Annotated in this window: 19 protein-coding genes; 6 read left to right on the top strand and 13 right to left on the bottom strand. The window is 54.7% G+C overall.

Annotated features, from left to right (window positions below):
• Window positions 1–136: 136 nt before the first annotated feature.
• Complete coding sequence (locus ACLD4K_RS18410; protein ID WP_411012293.1) at window positions 137–2,107, top strand: autotransporter outer membrane beta-barrel domain-containing protein; 1,971 nt, start codon at window positions 137–139, stop codon at window positions 2,105–2,107.
• Between the two features lie 166 nt (window positions 2,108–2,273).
• Window positions 2,274–5,003, top strand: coding sequence for a sigma 54-interacting transcriptional regulator (locus ACLD4K_RS18405; protein ID WP_411012292.1), 2,730 nt, complete (start codon window positions 2,274–2,276; stop codon window positions 5,001–5,003).
• Between the two features lie 127 nt (window positions 5,004–5,130).
• Here the strand turns inward: ACLD4K_RS18405 and ACLD4K_RS18400 are convergent, their stop codons facing one another.
• The 9 genes from ACLD4K_RS18400 to ACLD4K_RS18360 form a co-directional block, all read right to left on the bottom strand.
• The gene (locus ACLD4K_RS18400) at window positions 5,131–6,117 is read right to left on the bottom strand and encodes an SIS domain-containing protein (RefSeq protein WP_411012291.1); all 987 of its coding nucleotides are present in this window, start codon (window positions 6,115–6,117) and stop codon (window positions 5,131–5,133) included.
• 66 nt (window positions 6,118–6,183) lie between these two features.
• On the bottom strand, window positions 6,184–7,227 hold the full coding sequence (locus ACLD4K_RS18395) for an SIS domain-containing protein (RefSeq protein WP_411012295.1): 1,044 nt from the start codon (window positions 7,225–7,227) through the stop codon (window positions 6,184–6,186).
• 32 nt (window positions 7,228–7,259) lie between these two features.
• Complete coding sequence (locus tag ACLD4K_RS18390) at window positions 7,260–8,114, bottom strand: PTS system mannose/fructose/sorbose family transporter subunit IID (protein WP_000005802.1); 855 nt, start codon at window positions 8,112–8,114, stop codon at window positions 7,260–7,262.
• Window positions 8,115–8,116: 2 nt separating this feature from the next.
• Window positions 8,117–8,860 carry a PTS mannose/fructose/sorbose/N-acetylgalactosamine transporter subunit IIC gene (locus ACLD4K_RS18385; RefSeq protein WP_000927523.1) on the bottom strand — a complete coding sequence of 248 codons (744 nt, stop codon included), beginning with the start codon at window positions 8,858–8,860 and terminating at the stop codon, window positions 8,117–8,119.
• Between the two features lie 14 nt (window positions 8,861–8,874).
• Window positions 8,875–9,345, bottom strand: coding sequence for a PTS sugar transporter subunit IIB (locus ACLD4K_RS18380; protein WP_000594175.1), 471 nt, complete (start codon window positions 9,343–9,345; stop codon window positions 8,875–8,877).
• A complete protein-coding gene (locus ACLD4K_RS18375; RefSeq protein WP_001216659.1) occupies window positions 9,323–9,772 on the bottom strand; it encodes a PTS sugar transporter subunit IIA in 450 nt (149 codons plus the stop codon). The genes ACLD4K_RS18380 and ACLD4K_RS18375 overlap by 23 nt, the downstream gene beginning before the upstream one ends.
• A gap of 199 nt (window positions 9,773–9,971) precedes the next feature.
• A complete protein-coding gene (gene nfsB / locus ACLD4K_RS18370; protein ID WP_000355879.1) occupies window positions 9,972–10,625 on the bottom strand; it encodes an oxygen-insensitive NAD(P)H nitroreductase in 654 nt (217 codons plus the stop codon).
• A gap of 96 nt (window positions 10,626–10,721) precedes the next feature.
• Entirely contained in the window at window positions 10,722–11,090 is a 369-nt protein-coding gene (locus tag ACLD4K_RS18365) for an MmcQ/YjbR family DNA-binding protein (RefSeq protein WP_000348999.1), read from the bottom strand.
• A complete protein-coding gene (locus ACLD4K_RS18360) occupies window positions 11,090–11,671 on the bottom strand; it encodes a TetR/AcrR family transcriptional regulator (protein ID WP_000113609.1) in 582 nt (193 codons plus the stop codon). Before ACLD4K_RS18360 ends, ACLD4K_RS18365 begins: the two co-directional genes overlap by 1 nt.
• 288 nt (window positions 11,672–11,959) lie before the next feature.
• Between ACLD4K_RS18360 and ACLD4K_RS18355 the strand changes: the two genes are divergently transcribed.
• A complete protein-coding gene (locus ACLD4K_RS18355; RefSeq protein ID WP_000155631.1) occupies window positions 11,960–12,301 on the top strand; it encodes a RamA family antibiotic efflux transcriptional regulator in 342 nt (113 codons plus the stop codon).
• Window positions 12,302–12,306: 5 nt separating this feature from the next.
• On the opposite strand, the gene ACLD4K_RS18350 is transcribed toward ACLD4K_RS18355, so the two are convergent.
• The 4 genes from ACLD4K_RS18350 to ACLD4K_RS18335 all read right to left on the bottom strand — a co-directional run bounded on the left by ACLD4K_RS18350 (window position 12,307) and on the right by ACLD4K_RS18335 (window position 16,757).
• Window positions 12,307–12,555: a DUF1158 family protein gene (locus ACLD4K_RS18350; protein WP_000682497.1), complete on the bottom strand. Its 249-nt coding sequence runs from the start codon at window positions 12,553–12,555 to the stop codon at window positions 12,307–12,309.
• Window positions 12,556–12,621: 66 nt separating this feature from the next.
• Complete coding sequence (locus ACLD4K_RS18345; protein WP_411012290.1) at window positions 12,622–13,740, bottom strand: YbdK family carboxylate-amine ligase; 1,119 nt, start codon at window positions 13,738–13,740, stop codon at window positions 12,622–12,624.
• An 11-nt stretch (window positions 13,741–13,751) separates the two neighbouring features.
• Window positions 13,752–14,456: an enterobactin synthase subunit EntD gene (gene entD / locus ACLD4K_RS18340; RefSeq protein ID WP_411012289.1), complete on the bottom strand. Its 705-nt coding sequence runs from the start codon at window positions 14,454–14,456 to the stop codon at window positions 13,752–13,754.
• Between the two features lie 45 nt (window positions 14,457–14,501).
• Entirely contained in the window at window positions 14,502–16,757 is a 2,256-nt protein-coding gene (locus ACLD4K_RS18335) for a TonB-dependent siderophore receptor (protein WP_411012288.1), read from the bottom strand.
• 188 nt (window positions 16,758–16,945) lie between these two features.
• Between ACLD4K_RS18335 and fes the strand changes: the two genes are divergently transcribed.
• The 3 genes from fes to entF are packed head-to-tail and all read left to right on the top strand — an operon-like array spanning window position 16,946 to window position 22,290.
• A complete protein-coding gene (gene fes, locus ACLD4K_RS18330; protein WP_411012287.1) occupies window positions 16,946–18,160 on the top strand; it encodes an enterochelin esterase in 1,215 nt (404 codons plus the stop codon).
• 30 nt (window positions 18,161–18,190) lie between these two features.
• Window positions 18,191–18,409 (top strand): MbtH family protein, encoded by a 219-nt coding sequence (locus tag ACLD4K_RS18325; protein ID WP_108638701.1) that lies wholly within the window; start codon window positions 18,191–18,193, stop codon window positions 18,407–18,409.
• On the top strand, window positions 18,406–22,290 hold the full coding sequence (gene entF, locus ACLD4K_RS18320; protein ID WP_411012286.1) for an enterobactin non-ribosomal peptide synthetase EntF: 3,885 nt from the start codon (window positions 18,406–18,408) through the stop codon (window positions 22,288–22,290). Before ACLD4K_RS18325 ends, entF begins: the two co-directional genes overlap by 4 nt.
• Window positions 22,291–22,310 lie beyond the last annotated feature (20 nt).

Genomic DNA, 22,310 nt, shown 5'->3' with positions numbered 1-22,310 from the left:
TTTGCGCGCTGTCCGTGTCCAAACTGGCTGCGCCAATAACGCCTGGTGGGATAGGATCTTAAAACGATTGTAATGTTTCTGTCGGATAATGATTAGCATCGTCGTACCTATCAACAATAACATTAAGGAACATCGGATGACCCAAAAGCGTACCCTGCTAAGATATGGCATACTCTCGTTGGCGCTGGCCGCGCCATTATCTGCCTGTGCGTTTGACTCTCTTACGGTAATTGGCGATAGCCTTAGCGATACCGGGAATAACGGTCGCTGGACCTGGGATAGTGGTCAAAATAAGCTCTACGACGAACAATTGGCCGAACGATTTGGGCTGGCATTAAGCCCTTCCAGCAATGGCGGTTCTAATTATGCCGCTGGCGGCGCGACGGCGACGCCGGAATTAAACCCACAGGATAATACCGCGGATCAGGTACGGCAGTGGCTTGCCAAAACGGGGGGGAAAGCCGACCACAACGGTTTGTATATTCACTGGGTTGGCGGAAACGATCTGGCGGCGGCCATCGCGCAACCAACCATGGCACAGCAAATAGCCGGTAATAGCGCCACTAACGCGGCGGCGCAGGTAGGGCTGTTACTGGATGCCGGCGCCGGGCTGGTCGTGGTGCCAAACGTACCGAATATTAGTGCGACGCCAATGCTTCTGGAGGCGGTAATCACCGCCGGGCTGGGCGCAGCGGCGCCCCCGGCGCTAAAAGCGGCGTTAGAGGCGCTGGCGGAGGGCGCTACGCCCGATCTCGCCAGTCGGCAACAGGCGATCCGCAAGGCGTTGCTGGCGGCGGCTGCAACGGTAAGCAGCAATCCGTTTATTCAGCAACTGCTCGTTGAGCAACTGCTGGCGGGCTATGAAAAGGCGGCAGGGCAGGCGTCAGCTCTGACCGATTATTATAATCAGATGGAAGAGAAGGGGCTGGAGCAACACGGCGGCAATATAGCCCGTGCCGATATCAACGGCCTCTTTAAGGAAATTCTTGCCCACCCGCAGGAGTTTGGTCTGACAAATACCGTAGGTATGGCCTGCCCGCCGGGCGTATCCGCTTCGGCGTGCTCCTCGGCAATGCCTGGATTTAATGCGTCACAGGACTATCTGTTTGCCGATCATTTACATCCCGGTCCGCAGGTCCATACCATCATTGCGCAATATATCCAGTCGATCATTGCCGCGCCGGTACAGGCGACATACCTGAACCAAAGCGTTCAGTCGATGGCGCAAGGCAGTCGTACCACGCTTGACAGCCGTTATCAGCAGCTTCGCCAGGGGGAAAATCCTGTTGGTTCACTGGGCATGTTCGGCGGATACAGCGGGGGATATCAACGTTATGATAATAATGAGGCCGACGGGAACGGTAATCATAATAATCTGACGGTTGGCGTCGATTATCAGCTTAACGAGCAGGTACTGCTGGGAGGGCTGATAGCCGGTTCTCTGGATAAGCAACATCCTGACGATAATTATCGTTATGATGCCCGCGGTTTTCAGGCCGCCGTATTCAGCCATTTACGCGCCGGTCAGGCGTGGCTGGATAGCGATTTACACTACCTGTCCGCTAAATTCAGTAACATTCAACGCAGTATCACGCTCGGTGCGCTAAGACGGGTGGAAGAGGGCGAAACCAACGGTCAGCTGTGGGGCGCGAGGTTAACCAGTGGTTATGATTTTGTCATGATGCCGTGGTTAACGACCGGACCGATGCTGCAATATGCATGGGATTACAGCCACGTTAATGGTTATAGCGAGAAGCTCAATACCAGTACATCAATGCGTTTTGGCGACCAAAACGCCCATTCGCAGGTGGGTAGCGCGGGTTGGCGTCTGGATCTCCGCCACAGCATCATTCACTCCTGGGCGCAGATTAATTATCGCCGTCAGTTTGGCGATGATACGTATGTGGCGAACGGCGGCCTTAAATCGACCGCGCTGACGTTTAGCCGCGACGGAAAAGCGCAGGATAAAAACTGGGTTGATATCGCGATTGGCGCAGATTTTCCGCTGTCGGCAACGGTGTCCGCTTTCGCCGGGCTGGCGCAAACGGCAGGGTTAAGCGATGGCAATCAAACCCGTTATAACGTTGGGTTTAGCGCCCGATTTTGATGACACGCCAGGGAGGGCCAACCCCGTTCGTTCGTGACACGATGAGCCGAAAGTGCAACGGTAAGTTTTATAAAAAGTAAGTATTTTCAAAAATGTGGGTGAAGCCTGTGACGCCGTTTGTAAATTATCGTATAAGCGGAATTTACGTTTTTGGCGGGGCGCAGGTATGAATAAAGAGTCCATATTTCGTCAGTTGGAGCTACGGCTGGCCGGATGTTCACTAACAGCCGACGCGTTAGGCGGGTTTAGCGCAATGGCGATTGCCGACAGTCTCAGGCAAAAACGCAGCATTATTAGTCACCATCTTAATAACTTGCATCGTGAGCAGCGGGTGGTCAAAGTGAATAGCCGCCCGGTGCTGTTCCTGCCCGTCGAGGCGCTACGTCGTCACCACCGGCTGGCGGTTCGACAGGGGGATTACGCGTCCATTCAGGCGCTGTGCGCGGAGCGGCAGGACAGTCTGGAGCTGCTCATTGGCGCGCAGGGCAGCTTGCAGGAGTCACTGCGTCAGTGTAAGGCGGCGATCAGTTATCCCGGCGCGGGCTTGCCTTTGCTGCTGCGCGGCCCGACGGGGACAGGAAAAAGTTTTTTGGCGCGTCAGCTTTGGCAGTACGCCATCGAGCAGGGCATTTTGCCCCCGGAGGCGCCCTTTACCGTGTTTAACTGCGCCGAATACGCTAATAACCCGGAATTGCTGACGTCAAAATTATTTGGTCATGCCAAAGGTGCGTTTACCGGCGCAGACAGAGCGGTATCCGGGTTAATTGAGACCAGTAATGGCGGCGTATTGTTTATCGATGAAGTGCACCGTTTACCGCCGGAAGGGCAGGAAAAACTGTTCCATTTTATGGATAACGGCACCTGGCGTCGCTTAGGCGAAAGCAGCGATGAACGCAGCGCCACGGTACGCCTGATATTCGCCTCTACCGAAGATCTGGAAAAGCACTTTCTGGCGACATTTATTCGCCGGATACCGGTCATTGTCAAAATTCTGCCTATCGCTGAACGCGGACAGTATGAGCGGCTGGCGTTTATTCACCATTTTTTCCGTCGCGAGGCGCAGCGTCTTCATCACGATTTGTCGCTGGATGGTGAAATTATCAGCCAACTGATGCAGGAGACCCTGGAAGGGAATGTCGGCGGCCTGGAAAATCTCATTCGTAATATTTGCGCCAGCGCCTGGACTTTCGGCCAGCGTGACGATGGGGTACTGGAGGTAAAAGCCGGGCAATTGCCGGATCGTCTGCTGATGGAGGTGCCCTTTACCGTTCCGCAGACGGCGGAACGCGTCATGATTTATCGCGAAGGTGGCGTTTTTCCGCGAGTTTCCGGTCAGCATCAGGAATATTTACGGTTGACGGAAAACATTTGCGGCCTGTGCGAAGAGCTGGCGCAGGAGAATATTACCGCACGGACGTTTGACAAGCTGGTCTATCAAAATCTCACGTTATATCTCGATGCCTTAATGAATAAAGAGAGCCCTCGCGCTCGTCAGGACAAGCGTCTGCGTTTTATCGAAGATGTCGGGAAAGCGATCGCTGCACATTACGATCTCGAACTGAATGCGGAATTCGCTTATCTCACCGGACGTTACCTTACCAGCCTGCCGTTAACGCCGGTGGAGGCGTCGCCATCGGTTCGCCATGTGATGCTGCGCTGGCTGGAGGAGGCGCCGGGGCTGGCGCAGCGTGTGGCGCAAAAACTGCTGGACGTGGTAAATAATAAATATGATTTGTTGATCGACACGCTCGACAGACTGGTCGTAGCGGCCATCGTCAGTAATGCCATTGACGCCACCAGCGGCGGTAAGGTAAAAGCGCTGATCATCGCGCATGGTTATTCGACCGCCAGCAGCATTGCAGGCGTGGCGAACCGTCTGATTGGCGAAAAGGTTTATCATGCGATGGATATGCCGATGGAGGTCGCGTTTAGCGATGTCAGCCGGGCCATTGTCGATTATCTCCAGCATACGGATACCCGCGCAGGCGTCATGGTGCTGATCGATATGGGATACACCAAAGAGATCGCCGATGCGCTTTTGAGCGTAATTCATGGCCCGCTGGTGGTGGTCGATAACGTTACGACGCGTCTGGCGCTGAACGTGGCCAGTGAGATCGCGCTGCAAAAAAATATCGAACAGATCGCCGAAGAGATCGTCCCGTTAAATCAGTCGCGCTGGGATGTCTTCTGGCCCGCGCAGAAAAAAGCGCGCGCGCTGCTGGTGACCTGTATTACTGGCATCGGGACGGCGTTTAAATTTAAAAATTTGATGGAAAAAAGTCAGTTGACCGACTTTGATATTAATATTATCGCCTGTGAATATACCCGCCTGAAAAACAGCCGGATGGCGGCCTCGTTGCTGAATCAGTATGAAGTGATTGCGGTTGTCGGCACCATTGACCCACAGCTGGCGGGCGTTCCCTGGGTGGGGATTGAAGAGCTGCTTGGCGAGCAGGGGTATGCGCATTTAAGTCAGTTATTAAGCGGTTATCTTAACGATAAACAAATTGCGTTAATTAATAAAAATATGGTTCGCGAATTTTCGTTGCATAATGTGGTTAATTCGCTGACCATTCTCAATGCCAATAAGACGATAGGGCATATCGAAACGATTATTGCCGAATGGCAAAATACGCTGGGTTTCAGCTTTAATAATAATTTGATTATTAGTTTATATGTTCATTTGAGCTGTATGATTGAGCGGCTGGTCATGCGCAATGAAATTACCCACTATAAAAACATGACGGAATTTAACGAGCGGCATGGTGAATTTATCGCGATGGTAAATCATTCGTTTCAGCGGTTGAAAATTCTTTATAACGTGGCGCTGCCGGTAGCAGAAATTGGCTATATCCACGATATTTTCGAATTACGGATAGAGGATTTTCGCTGGTAGCCGTGGTAGTTCAGGGAAAAAGGGGCGCTAGCGCCCCGCAGAAGAAAGGCCTGATGGCGCTACGCTTATCAGGTCTACAGATCGCTTTGTAGGCTGGATAAAGCGAAGCCGCCATCCGGCATAACTATTAATATTCAACTTTCCACATATACCGGCGGGTGGTCAGTGGGTGATTACGGGCTGTCGCCAGAGCGAGGTTATAAACGTCCAGCACACAGTTGTGCAACAGGCCGCAGAAGTATTCACCAACGTCGGTGGACAGATCCTGAACGCCGAGTTTATCCGCATCGATCAACTGCAGTTTTCCCTGATAGCGTTCAATAAAGCGAATCGCGCGCTCGTCCAGCGGGCGAGTGCGACCACTGCTTTGCAGCAATATAAACGGCGTGCCCGGCTCGGTGATTTCGAACGGTCCGTGGAAATACTCTCCGCTATGTATGCTGGCGGAGTTGATCCACTGCATTTCCAGCAGAATACAGATAGACTCCTGATGCGCGGCGCCGAAAGAGGGGCCGCTGCCTATCATATAGACCACCTTCTCATCCTTCCATTCGGCGGCGAAACGTTGAGCATCTTCTTGTACCTGCCGTTGGGCGCCGTGAACAACGTCGCTAAAGCGCCCAAACGCGCTGACTAACTCATCGTATTTCGCATAGCCATCTGTTTGGGCGAGAATTTCCAGCGCCAGCCACAGGCTGTATGCGGCTTTTTGTTGTGCAGGGTCGACCGTTTCCGGATAACGCGCCCACTGATATTCAATGATGTAGTCGCTGTATTCGCACAATGGCGTCTCAGGTTGGTAAACCAGACCGATGGTCGCCGCCCCTTTTTCACGCGCCACGCGGGCGGCTGCGACGGTTTCCGCCGTATTGCCCTGCTGCGAGGCGAGAATAACGACGCTATTTTTTCCTAATGCTTTTGGCGTGGTGTGGACAAATTCATTACTGGTGATATAACCGACAGCCAGTTTTGACGCTTCACAGTCCAGAAAGTATTTCCCTGGCCAGAAGCCGGTTAATGAACCGCCGCAGCCGACAAACCAGACGCGTTCAATGTTTTGTTTACCTAAAATATCGCTAATAATACGGTGGGCATTTTCATGAGCAACAGACATATTTATCTCCTTAGCGTGTAGCGCGTCCTCCGCAACAGCGCGGATAATAACGAGCATTAATAAAAATTAAATTTCTTGCTTACTTTTCATTTTTTGATGGAATTGCGGATCTTTGGGTATCGCCGGATTAATGCCTTTTTGTGGGGGTAATATCGCACATAGCATTTGTAGCGGAATGATATATTCAAAGACGGCGAAGTCCTCATCATTGACAAACGGGAAATTCAGATTCAGACCATTATTTTCTACCTGCGGGCCGATGCGGTAAATAGACGGCGTCCACTCACCGAGTATTTGCGCCAGCCGATCCTGACGCGCGTCAGGCTGCGGGTCGAGCATAATGAGTGCGGATTGCGCATTAAAGGCATTGTAAATACCGTGAATAAACTCCTCGAATTCGTAGCCCGACACCGGGCAGCGCAACGTCTCCAGCATCTTGAGCGCACCCTCCTGCACCGTACCGAACAGCGTTACCGGGCCGGTCAGACGAATATCTGCGCTATCGCGCAGCGCCAGCGCATTGGTTTGCGTCCACGCCTGCGAGGCGGTAATCAGCGCGGGCAGGTGGTTAAAGGTCTTTTCCATCCGCAGCAGCAGTGACCGGTGCTGTTCGCCGTCCAGCCGCTGTTGCTGCCCGGCGACGGCGAGCGCCAGCAGCATCAAATTGAGAACCGTGCAGTGATAGCCTTTTGTTTTCGCGCCAGCGGTTTCTTCGCCGCAGGGAACGGTAAGGATATAATCCGCCGCCCGGTCGATAGTCGCAGGCGTCACGCCAGCCATTGAGGCGGTGATATGACCAATATCGCGGGCGCGCTCCATCGCCGCCAGTGTTGAGAGGCTGCCGCCGCCCTGGGAGATGCCGACAACCAGCGCCTTGCCGCTGCGGGCAAGCGTCTCGTCGTCAAGCATAAACGGCCAGCAGACATCCACCGGCAATGCGCACCAGCGCTGCATAAACGCGCGAGCGGTCAGCGCGCCGTGGTATGACGTGCCGGAGCCTGTCAGAATAATGCGGGTGACGCTGCGTTCCGTTAGCGCCTGCGCCGCGCGCCAGAGATCTTCCCGCGTCTGCGTCAGCATCTCCAGCAGGCGAAGGGGCGTCTCGTTCATATAGTCTTCTACTTGCATAGTGTTACCTCTCGTCAAAGCAGGCCCAGCGCGCTGGCAAGAAGCCCAAACGCGACGGTGCCTAACAGGATCCAGTTAATGTTCACGCCCTTACGGATAAGTTTGTACATGCCAAGCGTGAAGAGCAGCGGCAGCAGGGAAGGGAGGATTTTGTCAATAAAATCCTGCACTTTCATGGTAGTCTGCCCGGCGGTAAAGCTCAGCGGGGTTGTAATGTCGATCATGCTGGCGGTCATGGCACCGACGACCATCAACCCGACGATTGACGCGATATAAGTTACCCTGTCCATCAGCCCGCTTTGCCAGAGGCGCATCAGCCAGGTGGTCCCCGCCCGGTAGCCCAGTTTGAGGGCGTACCAGCGGCAGAGGATGTGCGGAATGTTATAGACCAGTAGGGCGAGAATCGGCCCCAGAATGCTGCCCTGCTGGGCAAAGTAGATCCCCATCCCGGCGGCGATAACTTTCAGCGATCCCCAAAAGATGGAATCGCCGATCCCGGCCAGCGGCCCCATCAGGCTGGTTTTAACGGCATTGATCGACTCTTCGTTAAAGTCCGGGTTGCGTTGATTTTCCTCCTCCATCGCAATCGACAGGCCAAAGACAAACGTTGACAGATGCGGCGTGGTATTAAACAGCACCAGATGGCGCTGTAAGGCGCGCCCCAGTTCGGCGGGGTCCTGGTAGATACGCTTCAGCGCTGGCGACATAGCGAAGGCATAGCCCATATGCTGCTGGCGTTCATAGTTCCACGATCCTTGCAACGTAAAGGATCGCCAGAACACGCTGCGTAAATCGCGGGCGGTGATGCGGCTTTCGCTTTGCGAGTGAGCCTGTGCGTCGTCGATCAGGGTCTGCGTCACTTCACTCATGATTAGCCCTCCTGTTGGGATGTGTTAAGAAACTGGCTGATAATGAAAGCCAGCACCACGGCAAACAGCGCGATGGCGATGATGTCCAGTTTGGTATATGCGGCGATCAGAAAGCCCAGCCCAAGGTAAGGCATTAATTTGCTGCTAAGCATCATGCTGATCAGCAACGCGAAACCCAGCGCCGGCAAAATCTTACTGGCGACAACCAGGCCATTGGTAATAAAGGCGGGAATGGCGTCGAGGAACCAGGTGACGGCGGCAGAACCGAGCAAAATGGCGAAAAAGACCGGCAGAAAACCGCTTAGAAAATAGAGCAGCGTTGGGCCTCCCAGATGCATAACGGCAACCATCCGGGTATTACCCTGCGCCGCATAACGATCGGCCATGTGGCCAAAGCGGGCGTTAACCACGCGCACCAGGACGCCGAGGGTTTGCGCCAGCATAGAGATAGGAATCGCGATGGTCAGCGCCGCTTCGGGCCCGCGCCCGGACATAATAGAAAACGCGGTCGCCAGTACCGAACCGGTGACGACATCAGGCGGTACCGCGGCGCCGATAGCGACATTACCTAAAAAGATCAGTTCCAGCGTCGCGCCGATCAGAATGCCTTCGTGTAAATTGCCGCAGACCAGACCGGTGAGGGCGCACATCACCAGCGGACGGTCAATCATCGACACGCCGAGTAAACGCCCGTCAAGAATGCCCAGTGCGGCAATCAGGCCGAGCAGCGTTGCGGTGAGCAACATAGTGACCTCCGGGTTCAGAGTTTATCGTTAAGCAATTCGGCGGAATGGGCCGGAACCTGGCGCATTTCCAGACGGATACCTTTGGCTTTTAGCGCCTGGCTATCGGCAATCTCCTGCTCGGTCAGGTATATGGCTTTGCCGAACTGCTGCGCGCCCTCTTTTTGCGCGATACCGCCGTAGTTGATAACGCTAATCCCTGGCACTTTCTCGGCGAAGGCGAGGGTTTCGGCGGTATTTCCCAGCACCACCATCACTTTTTTATGATCCAGCTTGCCGCTGGCGAGTTTTTCCGCCGCCTGTTCCACCGTGATAATGTCCAGCGACACGCCAGCAGGTTTTGCCAGACTTAATGACATAGAGACAAACGCGTCGCCGGCGGCGTTGGCGTTAGCGACGATGATATGGTCGATATCCAGCGCCCGGGTCCAGGCGAAGACCACCTGGCCATGCAGCAGGCGGTAATCAATGCGCACTAATTTGATCATGGGATTCTCCCTGTAGGTCAGCGGATGGTTGTGTTATTAGCGTGTTGATAAAGACAATGGATTCACGCGCCGCATTGGTGGCGTAGGTAATGGCCGCGTCTGTGCTTTCTTCTTCACAGAGTAAAAACTCCAGTAGCAGGGTCATGTTGACGCCAGCCACCACAAAAACGTGACGGTGACGCATCAGCACTTTCGCGGCGCTATTGTTGATGCTGCCGCCGAGCAGATCGGTAAACACCACCACTTCTTCGCCGTTGGCCTGCGCGATCAGATTTTCGAGGGTTTGTTCAAGCTGCTCCGTGGTGACAATATCGCCATCGTAGGCGCAAACCGGTGTCACGCCGTGTTCGTCGCCAATCAGCAGCGATAGACTGTTAATAAGTCCGCGGGCAAAAGGGCCATGGCTGGCTACATAAACATGTCTCACCTGTTTTCTCCTTCATCCAGATAGGGGGTATCCAGATATGGCAAACGGCGTGCCAATTTTAAATATTATTTATTTTCAATATGTTGAGAGAGGAAGTTAACACTAGCGATGTAAAACCTGGCACTTCGCGCCATTGATCATTGGGGAACCTGGCAGAAAGGTGAAAAAAGCCGGACGGGCGTCCGGCTTAGGCAGGGGATTAAACTTCCGTCAGTGTGGTTTCAAGCGGCAGACGTGATTTCGGCAGCCCGGCGTTGAAGTCCTCGACGCTATGATGGCCGACTGGCACCACGACCAGACTGGTATAGCCTTTTTCTTTCAGACCAAATTCAGCGTCGAGCACCTCGGCGTCGAAACCTTCAATGGGGACGGCGTCGAGACCCATCGCGGCGACGCCCAGTAGAAAGTTGCCGACGTTCAGATAAACTTGTTTCGCCATCCACTGGTGGTCATCTTTCAGCGAGACGCGGTGCATATCGGCGAAAAAGCGGCGACCTTTATCATTTGCCGCTTTAGCTTCCGGCGTAGCGAAACGGCCATCGGCATCTTCCTGATCGACGACGCGCTCAAGCCATGCGTCATCCATTGCGGTTTTTGCGCAGAACACGACGACATGGGAGGCGTCCAGCATTTTGCGTTCGTTGAACGTGTAGTTTCCGGCTGCGGATTTTGCTACGCGCGCTTTGCCCTCTTCCGTACTGGCGACAATAAAGTGCCACGGCTGGGAATTGGTGCTGGAGGGGCTGTACTGTAGTAGTGTTTTTATTTTATCCGCTTCTTCGGCGGTCAGTTTTTTGCTGGGATCGAACGCCTTAGTGGAGTAGCGCTGTAAGGCGACAGAAACGATATCCATAAATGCTCCTGGTTGGTTTAGTACCCTTTTGTATCAGCAGGGTACCGGGTTATCGGTAAAAAGATAAGGGAGGAAAATGCGGAAACGGTTATTGCATCAGCGCGGCCGCAGGCGCAGTTGCTCTCTTTTAGGCAGCCCGTCTACGACCAGATTCCATGAGTCATTTATCAAATCGTTGAGTAGCGAGACGGTGATATCCTCGCCCGCATAGACTGAAATCCAGTGTTTCTTATTCATGTGATAGCCAGGCGCAATGCTGGGGTAAATTTGTTGATTTACCAGGGATTTTTGGGGATCCGACTTCAGGTTCACCACTGGGCGACAGTGATGTTCAGTGAAAAGCATGAATATTTTGCCGCCGACTTTAAACACATCGTACTGTGGGCCGAAAGGCCAGCAGTGTTCGGTAAAAGGCAGTTCCAGCGCAAAGCGTTTTGCCCAGGCGTGCAGTGTTTGACCGTCCATTATTGCTCCTCGCGAGTCAGCGCGCGCCACATCGCTTCGAATCCCAGCGCAATATATTCGCCAGCGCGAGCGGGATCGCGTGCGGCGAAATCCATTGTTGTTTCAGCCAGCGCCAGAAAAAGGCCGTCGCCGAAGGCGCGGTACTCATCCGACATAAACACCATCAAAACGGAACGATGACATAAATCGCGCAATTCGGGGAACATATCGTCGGCCCGTTGTTCCGTCTCTTTGGTGAGCTTTTCGCTGACGGCCAGTTGGCGGATCGCCCGATGGCGCGCGGGATGGTTCAGACCCCAACTGATATAACTGTTCCAGATAAAACGGGTCATCATTTTGGCATCGGTAATGGATCGATCCAGCTCCATTATCATTGACTGGCAGAGATCCTGCTTTAAATGCAAATACAACGTGTTAATCAGCTCATCTTTGGTCGCGAAATAGCGAAACAATGTTCCTTCTGCAACACCTGCGTTACGCGCAATCACCGCCGTTGAGGCGGCGATACCGGATTGCGCTATCGCCTGGGTTGCCGCTTCCAGTAATGCTTGTTTTTTGTCTTCACTCTTCGGACGAGCCACTACACGTTACCCTTATGTCTGGAAAAACATGATTGAATCATGCCCGTTGTCGCGTCGCAACGGTGAATGTCAACCTTTGAAAAGTACCTTGACGGCGTATCTTTGCTTTCTATAATGAGTGCTTACTCACTCATAATCAAGGGCTGCCGCATGAAGTGGTCGAAAAGCATATTGCAGGCCATGCGATAAGCCGTCTCACAATTTGTGTGGTTATTACTATGCTTATTGCTGTTGCCGTAAATGTGCGGTGCGGGAGCCGCTGACGAGTTTGATAGAGGGGAGAGCACGATGACCATTTCCGCTCAGGTTATCGACACAATTGTCGAGTGGATTGATGATAATTTGAATCAGCCGTTACGTATTGATGATATTGCCCGTCATGCGGGGTATTCCAAGTGGCACCTGCAGCGCCTTTTTATGCAGTACAAAGGGGAGAGCCTGGGGCGCTACGTGCGTGAACGGAAGCTAAAACTGGCGGCGCGCGACCTGCTCGACACCGACCAGAAGGTGTATGATATTTGTCTCAAGTATGGTTTTGATTCGCAGCAAACCTTTACGCGCATTTTTACCCGCACGTTCAACCTGCCGCCAGGCGCTTATCGTAAAGAAAAGCATGGCCGTACGCATTGAAATGTTTAATCGGCCAGCGAAAACCAGCGCCGCCAGATAAAGCGAATAACATAATATTCCAGCGCGCCGAGCAACAGAAACCATAAACAAAACAACAAAGTATAAAGCTGGTTGAGATCCATAAGATGAAAGATCCCGACCAGTTTTTGCGCCAGCGCAAGGCCGAGCGAAGGGGCGGGCAGTAGCAGGCTGGACAGCAACGCCATCAGCAAAATACCGGCAGCGGTCATCAATGATTCAAGCGGGTGTTTCATGGCTTTGTTAAACGTAAGTTAAAACGCCATTGTCCGGGATATCGCCTGGTAAGGCAAATATGCTGTCTATTGTCCCGCCCAGATTTCACAATGTTTTTGTACCAGGCCTATCAGCGATCCGCCGTCGGCAATAAACTCCCGCATATATTGCGCTTCGTTACCGCCTTTTTTCACCTGCAGACGTAGTGCGTCAATGGCGCTGTCGGCGCCCAGCTTGTGCGCTGAGGGGGTAACGTTGTCCAGCAGACGCAGCGTATCATCTGCCAGGCGACGGCGGTCGCCGGTATAGGCATCGGTTAGCGCGCCCTCCAGACCATAGCGGCAAGCCTGAAAACGGTTGAATTTATATAACAGATAGTCTTGTTCCTGCGGTTTAAAGGGACGCTCGGTCAGCAGCCAGTGCGCGGTCGCCTGAATCAACCCTGCCATATTGATGGCATGATCAAGGGTGAGCGGCGTATCCATCACCCGAACTTCTACCGTGCCAAAGGCCGGGCTGGGGCGGATATCCCAGTGCAAATCTTTGATGCTGTCGATCATCGTGGTGTAAGACAGACGACGAAATAGTCCGGCAAACTCTTGCCAGTTACTGACCCACGGCATGGGGCCGTTATCGGGAAAAGCGGAAAAAATATTCAGGCGCGCGCAGGCAAAACGGGTGTCAGATCCTTGCATATAGGGGGACGCGGCGGAGAGCGCAATAAAGTGCGGCACAAAATGCGACAGCCCGTGTAAAAGATAAATCGCATCGTCGCCATTCGCGCAGCCGACGTGGACATGCTGCCCGAAAACCGTCGCCTGTTGAATTAAGTAGCCGAAATTTTCCAGCGTGCGTTGATAGCGCTCATTATCACAGACCTCCTGACGCTGCCATTTTTGAAACGGGTGCGTACCGCCGCCGCAAATGCCGAGATGGTGTTCCGACGCCGCCTGTAAAATAACGTGCTGCATGGCAGAAAGTTGGGCCGCCGCCTGGTCAATATCGCGGCAGACGCCCGTGGCCATCTCCAGCATACTTTCGGTGATATCGTGCTTAATTTCTCCCGCAGTAAGTTGGGGCTTAACGGTGTCGATCAGCGTAGAAGAGTCCTGACTTAAATCGTAGCCAGGTGGATTGATCACCTGCATCTCCAGCTCAATACCAAGCGTATAAGGTTCAGAAACGTGAAAATCATTCAGCGCCATAGCGATCTCATTTATCGGGGTATTGCGCTAAGTATAGAAGCGTGAGCGCTCCTGTCGTGGGGAAAGCGCGTTATTGCAGAAACAAGAGTAATAACGCTATTGTCACGTTGAAACCATTCTGTACGGACGGTACGTTCAGTCATCGTGGCGGCAAAGGCTGGCAGCAGATGTAACGAGATGTGCGTGGCGGTAAGCGAGGTAACTTTTGCGCTATTGAATCCCGGGAGCGTGACGCGGTCTGAAAAGGCTTTATAAACGCCCTCCTTGGCGGAGAAAGCCAGCGTCAGGGCAAGCGGAAAAGGGAGCGAGCTCGCCTGGAGAATTTGGCGCTCATCGCTATCAATAATGGACGGCGCCAGCTCTGTCGCCGTGTGCTGACTCATGATTTTTTCTATATCAATGCCGATACGCTGTCGGGATATGACGGCCAGCGCTGTTGACGCACAGTGGCTGATGCTGCCAAATAGGCCGTCCGGCCATAGCGGCTGTCGCTTGTCGCCAATACCGGGCACCGCCCTGACGCCCACCTCGCGTAGCGCATGAACGGCGGCGATGCGGCCTGCCAGATGTTCAGCTTTACGCTTGTGTCCGGCAGACCGGAGCCGATCGTGATGAGGCAGCCATAACAGGTCGTGTTCGTGAAAGCTGCTCGCATCAAAGTCGACGATATGCAGCCTGTGTCCGGCAAAGGGAAGGGGAAAATGAGATGTCCGCATCGTTTTTGCCAATTCCCTCCCCGAATGAGGGAGGGAAGGTTGCCATCAGAAATGGGTATTAATGCTCATATACCACGTACGTCCCGGTTCGTTATAGGTGTACGCGCCAGCGCCCGCCATATAAGCGCCAGTTTGAGTATCCCTGACGGTTTGCGCGTTACCTTCACGCCACAGACGTTTGTCAAAGAGGTTATCCACGCCACCGGTCAGGCTGACATTTTTGGTCACGTCCCAGGTCGCGCTCAGGCCAATAATACTGTATGGGCTGACCGCTTGCTTATCTGTTCCGGTAACGGGGTTACCCTGATAATCATATTTCTTCGGCTCTTGTTTGCCGTACCAGGTGAAGGTCGATTGCAGAGAAACGTCCTGACGTACCTGCCAGCTCAGGGTTGAGTTAAGCGTGTACTGTGGAATAATCGACAGGCGTTCGCCGGTCTCTTTGTTTTTGCTCTGCAGCATATACGTAACGTTATTCGTCCAGTTGACGGTGTCGCTAACCGGTACGTTTAACGTGCCTTCCAGACCTTCAACGACCGCTTTCGGCACGTTCTCCCACTGATAGACATCCGTTTTGCCGTTGTTGATACGCTGCAACGGCACTGTACCCGCTTCAATCTTATTGCGATAATCATTACGGAACCAGGTGATGCCGGCCAGCCAGCCATCGCGTTTAAATTCCAGACCGATCTCTTTATTGATGCTGGTTTCGGCTTTCAGATCATCATTACCCATCATATAGCAGCCGATGCCGGTACCCGCGCCAGTCGCGTAGCAACCCTGACCTTTACTGTACAAAATATAGTTTGGGTTAGTCTGGTACAGACTCGGGGCTTTATAAGCGCGGGCGATCCCCATTTTCAGGGTAAAGTCATCCCCCAGACCTTGCGACAGGTTCAGCGACGGGCTCCAGTTATCCCCCACGATACTGTGATGATCGAAACGTAGCCCCGGCGTCAGCATGGTGCTGTCGGTCAGTTCCATGTTGTTTTCAGCAAACAGAGAGAAAATTTCCGCTTTTGAATAGGGGCTACGATTGGTACTGCTGTAACCCGGGATATTTCCCCCCATAAAGGTTTGCGAGTTGGAGAGCTCGTCTTTCATACGCTGTTGGGCCCATTCGGTACCCAGCGTCAGGTTTTGATTGACCAGCAGATCGAAAGGAAGGCTCACTTCGCTGTGTAGGGTGACGTCATTCAAATCTGCATCGGCATATTTTTGCGATGCTTTGGGATCGAAAATCCCTTCGGTGCCGCCTGCTAAGCCTTCCGGCATCCGGGAGTTACGGGTATGTTCGTATTGCACCCAATTACTGGTGGTTACGCCATTATCCCAGCCGCCGTTCCAGGTCAGAGAGTAGTTCTGCCGATAGAGGCGGTTCGTCTCTTTTCCGTAATTATCTTTCACCAGTTGGTTCGTATTGGTGTTCTGAGTATCGCCGGCATAGAGGTTGCCCTGGCGACTGTAACCGGCCTCCAGCTCCAGAGACTGAAGCGGAGCAAAATCCCAACGAACCACGCCGTTGATATCTTTGTTAATGACCCCCTCGCGTCCTGCCGGTAGCGTGTCGGCGTAACTCCCGGTACGTTCAGACTGATGCCCCTGGTTAATATTACGCGCATCCGCCTGCGTTTTGTCGAGGTTGCCATACAGACGGAAGCTGAAATCCCCGCCCAGCGGGCCGTTCAGGCTAAAGTTAGTGCGTTTGGTCGCGCCTTCGTCTTTATGTTCCGGCGCGTTGAAATAGGTATTCCAGGAGCCGTGCCACTCGCTACCGCCTTTTTTGGTAATGATATTGACCACACCACCCGCCGCGCCGTTACCGTAGCGTGCGGCGGCAGGACCACGCAGCACTTCAATGCGTTCGATCATCTCCGGCGGCACCCACGCGGTATCGCCGCGGGTATCGCGTTCGCCGCGCCAGCCCAGGCGCACCGAGTTACGGCTGGTAACGGGTTTACCGTCAATCAGGATAAGGGTGTTTTCCGGCCCCATGCCGCGAATATCGATTTGGCGGTTATTCCCGCGCTGACCGCTGGTGGAGTTGCCGGTCAGGTTCACGCCCGGCATGGTGCGGATGATTTCTGACACGTCGCGCGCGGGCGGATTTTTGCGGATCTCATCGGCGGTGATGGTGGATACGCCTGGCGCCTGTAGGTTTTGCTGGGCAGCGGTCACCACGATGGTGTCTTCATTGGTGAGCGCAGCGCTATCGGTTTTTTCTTCCGCCATCACGGGCAGAGCGGCCCCGTAAATCCCTAAATTGACCAGTAAGGTCAGGGAATGAATCTTCTTGTTCATTGTATATCCTGCTTTTCTTTAGCCACATAAGCCAAAGCGCCCGTCAAAGGCATTGGCCGGGTGGTGAAATTGTGTTCGCGCGTCCCATAGCGCGACAATACGCTATTGCAAATGCAAATAGTTATCAATAATATTATCAATATATTTCACCTTTTATATACAAAATTCATAATAAACACAGGGTTATAATGAAAGAGGCGCTGGCAACGGGAAGTGAGGCCTGGTGGAGGACGAAAACCGGGCCGGAATGGATACGGGAAAAAGACGGAAATTATCGGGTCACTTTTTGGTGGCGCGACCCGCAGGGAAACGAAACTCACTCCCCGATACGGCGTGTCTGGGTCTACATCACTGGCGTAACCGATCATCATCAAAACGCGCAGCCTCAGACGATGGCGCGTATTGCCGGAACGGATGTCTGGCGCTGGAGCACGGCGCTTAGCGCTAACTGGCGCGGCAGCTACTGTTTTATTCCTACCGAACGCGATGATGTTTTTGCCGCTTTTGCGCCAGGCGAAACGCCCGATCGGAACGCACTGCGTGAAGGCTGGCGACAGCTATTACCGCAGGCGATTGCCGACCCGCTTAATTCCCAAAGCTGGCGGGGAGGGCGTGGTCATGCGGTTTCGGCGCTGGAAATGCCGGATGCGCCCCTTCAGCCGGGATGGGATCGTCCTGAAACGTCGTACTCGCCGCCTTTGATGATGCAGTGGCATAGCGAACGTCTGGGTAACTCCCGCCGCGTATGGATATTGACGACCGGAGACGAGGCACCGGAGGAAAGACCGTTGGCTATTCTGCTGGACGGTCAATTCTGGGCGGAAAATATGCCCGTCTGGCCCGCGCTCGCCTCGCTGACTCATCAACGCCTGCTTCCCGGTGCCGTCTATCTGCTGATTGACGCGATTGATACTCAACACCGCAGCCAGGAGTTGCCCTGCAATGCCGACTTCTGGCTGGCGGTGCAGCAGGAACTGTTGCCACAAGTCAGATCCGTGACGCCTTTTAGCGATAATGCCGGGCGAACGGTGGTCGCCGGACAGAGCTTTGGCGGCCTGTCGGCGCTGTATGCCGGCCTGAACTGGCCGACGCGTTTTGGCTGTGTACTAAGCCAGTCAGGATCATTCTGGTGGCCCCATCGTATCAACCCGCTGGAGGGGGAAGCCATTACCCGGCTGAAAAACGGCGCGTTATGCGCGCGCGGACTGCGTATCGTACTGGAAGCCGGCGTGCGTGAGCCGATCGTGTTTCAGGCGAATCAGGCGCTTTATGCCCAACTGAATACTTCGCAGCAGTCCATTTTCTGGCGTCAGGTTGACGGCGGACACGATGCGCTTTGCTGGCGCGGCGGGCTAACGCAAGGGCTGATGCTGCTTTGGCAGCCGCTCATCGACACGTTTTAACCGGGCACATGTCCATGACAGGAGTTGAGTATGGAATTCAGTAATCCCTTCGATAATCCGCAGGGACAGTTTTACATCCTGCAAAATGCGCAGCGTCAATTCAGCCTTTGGCCAGCGGCGTGTGCGCTTCCCGCAGGCTGGGACGTGGTATGCGAACCGCAATCGCAGGACACGTGCCAGCAGTGGCTTAATACGCGCTGGACAACCCTGAATCCGGCGCATTATGCCGATAAGCAGGAGGCGAAATGACGCAGCGTTTACCGTTAGTCGCCGCTCAGCCGGGGATCTGGATGGCGGAAAAACTCGCTGATTTACCCTCCGCCTGGAGCGTGGCGCACTATGTGGAACTGAACGGCGAGCTGGATGCCGCCTTGCTGGCAAAAGCGGTAGCGGTAGGGATGCAACAGGCGGATACGCTACGGATGCGTTTTACCGAAGAGAACGGCGAGGTCTGGCAATGGAGAGATCCTGAGCACACCTTCGGCGAGCCCCCGATTGCCGATTTACGCGACCAGCCCGATCCGCATCACGCGGCGCTGGCGTTAATGCAGGCGGATTTACGGCAAAACCTGCGCGCAGATAGCGGTAAGCCGCTGGCGTTTCACCAGTTAATCCGCATTGATGATACCCGCTGGTATTGGTATCAGCGCTATCACCATTTGCTGGTGGATGGCTTTAGCTTCCCGGCGATAACCCGCCAGATTGCGGCGATTTATCGCGCCTGGCAGAGCGACGCCCCTACGCCGGAGTCGCCTTTTACCCCCTTTGCGGATGTAGTCGAGGAATATCAGCGCTATCGCCAGAGCGAGGCCTGGCAGCGTGACGGCGCCTTCTGGGCGCAGCAGCGCCGCGAGCTGCCGCCGCCGGCGTCAATTTCTGCCGTGCCGCTGCCGGGGCGGTCGGCGAGCGCGGATATTCTGCGTATGAAATTGAGCGCGCCGGAGGGGGCGTTTCGCCAACTGGCGGCGCACATGCCTGAGATACCGCGAGCGGATCTTGCCCTGGCGCTGGTGACGTTGTGGCTGGGACGATTATGCGGGCGAATGGATTATGCCGCCGGATTTATCTTTATGCGGCGGATGGGCTCGGTGGCGTTAACGGCGACCGGGCCTGTCCTTAACGTGTTGCCGCTGGCGGTTAACCTTCATGCGACGGACGATCTGCCAACGCTGGCGAAGCGTCTTGCGGCGCAGTTAAAGAAGATGCGCCGCCACCAGCGTTACGACGCCGAACAGATTGTACGCGATAGCGGGCGAGCCGCAGGGGAGACGCCGCTATTTGGCCCGGTGCTCAACATAAAAGTATTTGATTATCATCTGGATCTTCCTGGCATACAGGCGCAAACCCATACCCTGGCGACGGGGCCGGTTAACGATCTTGAACTGGCGCTTTTTCCGGATGAAAACGGCGGTCTGGATATTGAATTGCTGGCGAATGCACAGCATTACGATGATGCCACGCTCTCCCGCCATGCCTTACGGTTGATGGCGCTTATCACACAGTTTGCGGATAACCCGGCGCTGCGCTGCGGCGATGCGCAAATGCTGCTGGCGGAGGAACAAACGCAATTAATACACCTTAATAATACGGCGGTAACGATTCCCGCCGCCACGCTTAGCGATTTGGTGGCGCAGCAGGCGCAAAAAACGCCAGAGGCTTCCGCGTTGGCAGATGCGCACTATCATTTTACCTACTGTGAAATGCGCGAACAGGTTGTGGCGCTGGCATACGCGCTGCGGGAACGCGGCGTTCAGCCTGGCGATAGCGTGGCGGTGGCGTTGCCGCGGTCGGTTTTCCTGACCTTAGCGCTGCATGGCATTGTCGAGGCGGGCGCCGCCTGGCTGCCGCTGGATACCGGTTATCCTGACGATCGGCTGCGAATGATGCTGGAAGATGCGCAGCCGAAACTGTTAATTACGACTCAGGCGCAGCTGGCGCGCTTTCACGATATTCCGGGGATGGAATATTTGTGTTATAGCCAACCGCTACCGGTCAGTGACGACACTCCGCTGGGGCTGTCGTTACCGCATCATACCGCTTACATCATTTTCACCTCTGGCTCGACGGGCAGGCCGAAAGGGGTGATGGTGGGACAAACGGCGATAGTCAACCGGTTGCTGTGGATGCAGGATCACTATCCGTTGACGGTGGATGATGTAGTAGCGCAAAAAACGCCGTGCAGTTTTGACGTCTCAGTATGGGAGTTTTTCTGGCCGTTTATCGCCGGGGCGAAACTGGTGATGGCTGAACCGGAAGCGCACCGCGACCCGCTCGCGATGCAGCGGTTCTTTGCGCAATACGGCGTCACGACCACCCATTTTGTGCCGTCGATGCTGGCGGCCTTTATTGCCTCGCTCACGCCAGCGTCGGCTGGGAAAAGCTGCGCTTCTTTAAAGCGGGTTTTCTGTAGCGGCGAGGCCCTGCCGACGGCGCTGTGCCGCGAATGGGAGACGTTAACCAACGCGCCGCTACACAATCTGTACGGGCCAACGGAGGCCGCGGTGGATGTGAGCTGGTATCCGGCCTGTGGCGATGAGCTGGCGGCTGTTGACGGCAACAGTATCCCGATTGGTTATCCCGTCTGGAATACCGGTTTGCGTATTCTCGATGCGCATATGCAGCCGGTGCCGCCGGGCGTGGCTGGCGATCTCTATCTTACCGGTATTCAACTGGCGCAGGGCTATCTGGGGCGTCCGGATCTTACCGCCAGCCGTTTTATCGCCGATCCTTTTGCGCCAGGCGAACGGATGTACCGTACCGGAGATGTGGCGCGCTGGCTGGATTCCGGCGCGGTGGAATACCTGGGGCGCAGCGACGATCAGCTCAAAATTCGGGGTCAACGTATTGAACTGGGCGAGATTGACCGCGTCATGCAAACGCTGCCGGATGTTGAACAGGCGGTAGCACATGCCTGCGTCTTTAATCAGGCGGCGGCGACGGGCGGGGATGCCCGGCAACTGGTCGGCTATCTGGTGTCGCACTCTGGTTTGCCGCTGGATTTACCGGCGCTGCAGGAAAAATTACGCCAAAAACTTCCCGTGCATATGGTGCCGGTTGTGCTGTTGCAACTTGCCAGCTTGCCGCTTAGCGCTAATGGCAAGCTGGATCGCAAAGCCCTGCCGCTGCCGGATCTGACGCCGCGCGTGAAAGGGCGTGCGCCGCAGTCCGCCACGGAGATTGCTGTCGCCGCGGCGTTTTCCCGCCTGCTGGGCTGTGAGATTAACGATGTTGAAAGTGATTTCTTTGCGCTGGGCGGACACTCGCTGCTGGCGATGAAACTGGCCGCGCAGCTAAGTCAGACGTTTAACCGCCAGGTGACGCCGGGGCAGGTGATGGTGGCGTCTGACGTGGCGCAGTTAAGTAAGCTGCTCGATACTGACGATGACGAACGCTCGCGCAATCTGGGGTTCGGGCCGCTGTTGCCGCTGCGTGAAAGCGATGGTCCAACGTTATTTTGTTTCCATCCGGCGTCGGGGTTCGCCTGGCAATTTAGCGTATTATCACGCTATCTCAGCCCGTCGTGGTCGATTATGGGGATTCAGTCACCGCGCCCCGCTGGCCCTATGCAAACCGCAACCACCCTCGATGAGGTATGTGAACATCATCTGGCGACTTTGCTCGCCCGGCAGCCGCATGGCCCTTATTATTTATTAGGCTATTCGCTGGGCGGGACGCTGGCGCAAGGGATCGCCGCCCGGTTGCGCGCCCGCGGCGAAACGGTGGCGTTTTTGGGGTTACTGGACACCTGGCCGCCGGAAACGCAAAACTGGCGGGAAAAAGAGGCGAATGGCCTCAATCCGGACGTATTGGCGGAAATTGAACGTGAACGCGCAGCGTTTGTCGCCGCTCAGCAGGGAAATGCCTCCGAAGCCTTATTTACCGCCATTGAAGGCAATTATGCGGATGCCGTCCGTTTGCTGACGACGGCGCATAGCGTACCGTTTGATGGACATGCTACGCTCTTTGTGGCGGATAAAACGGTGCCGGAAGGCATATCGCCTGAACAGAGCTGGTCGCCGTGGATAGCGTCTTTGGCTATTTATCGCCAGCCGTGCGCGCATGTAGATATTATTTCACCCTCCGCTTTTGAAACTATCGGGCCCATCATCAGCGAGCTCATTAATAAATAACGGGCGTTGTTTCTGCCTTT

Origin of the sequence: Salmonella sp. 741265055_HSA (genome assembly GCF_046569525.1) — a bacterium.
Taxonomy (GTDB): domain Bacteria; phylum Pseudomonadota; class Gammaproteobacteria; order Enterobacterales; family Enterobacteriaceae; genus Salmonella; species Salmonella enterica.
The sequence above is the reverse complement of the archived record's forward strand: the minus strand, read 5'-3'. Positions and strand labels throughout refer to the sequence as shown.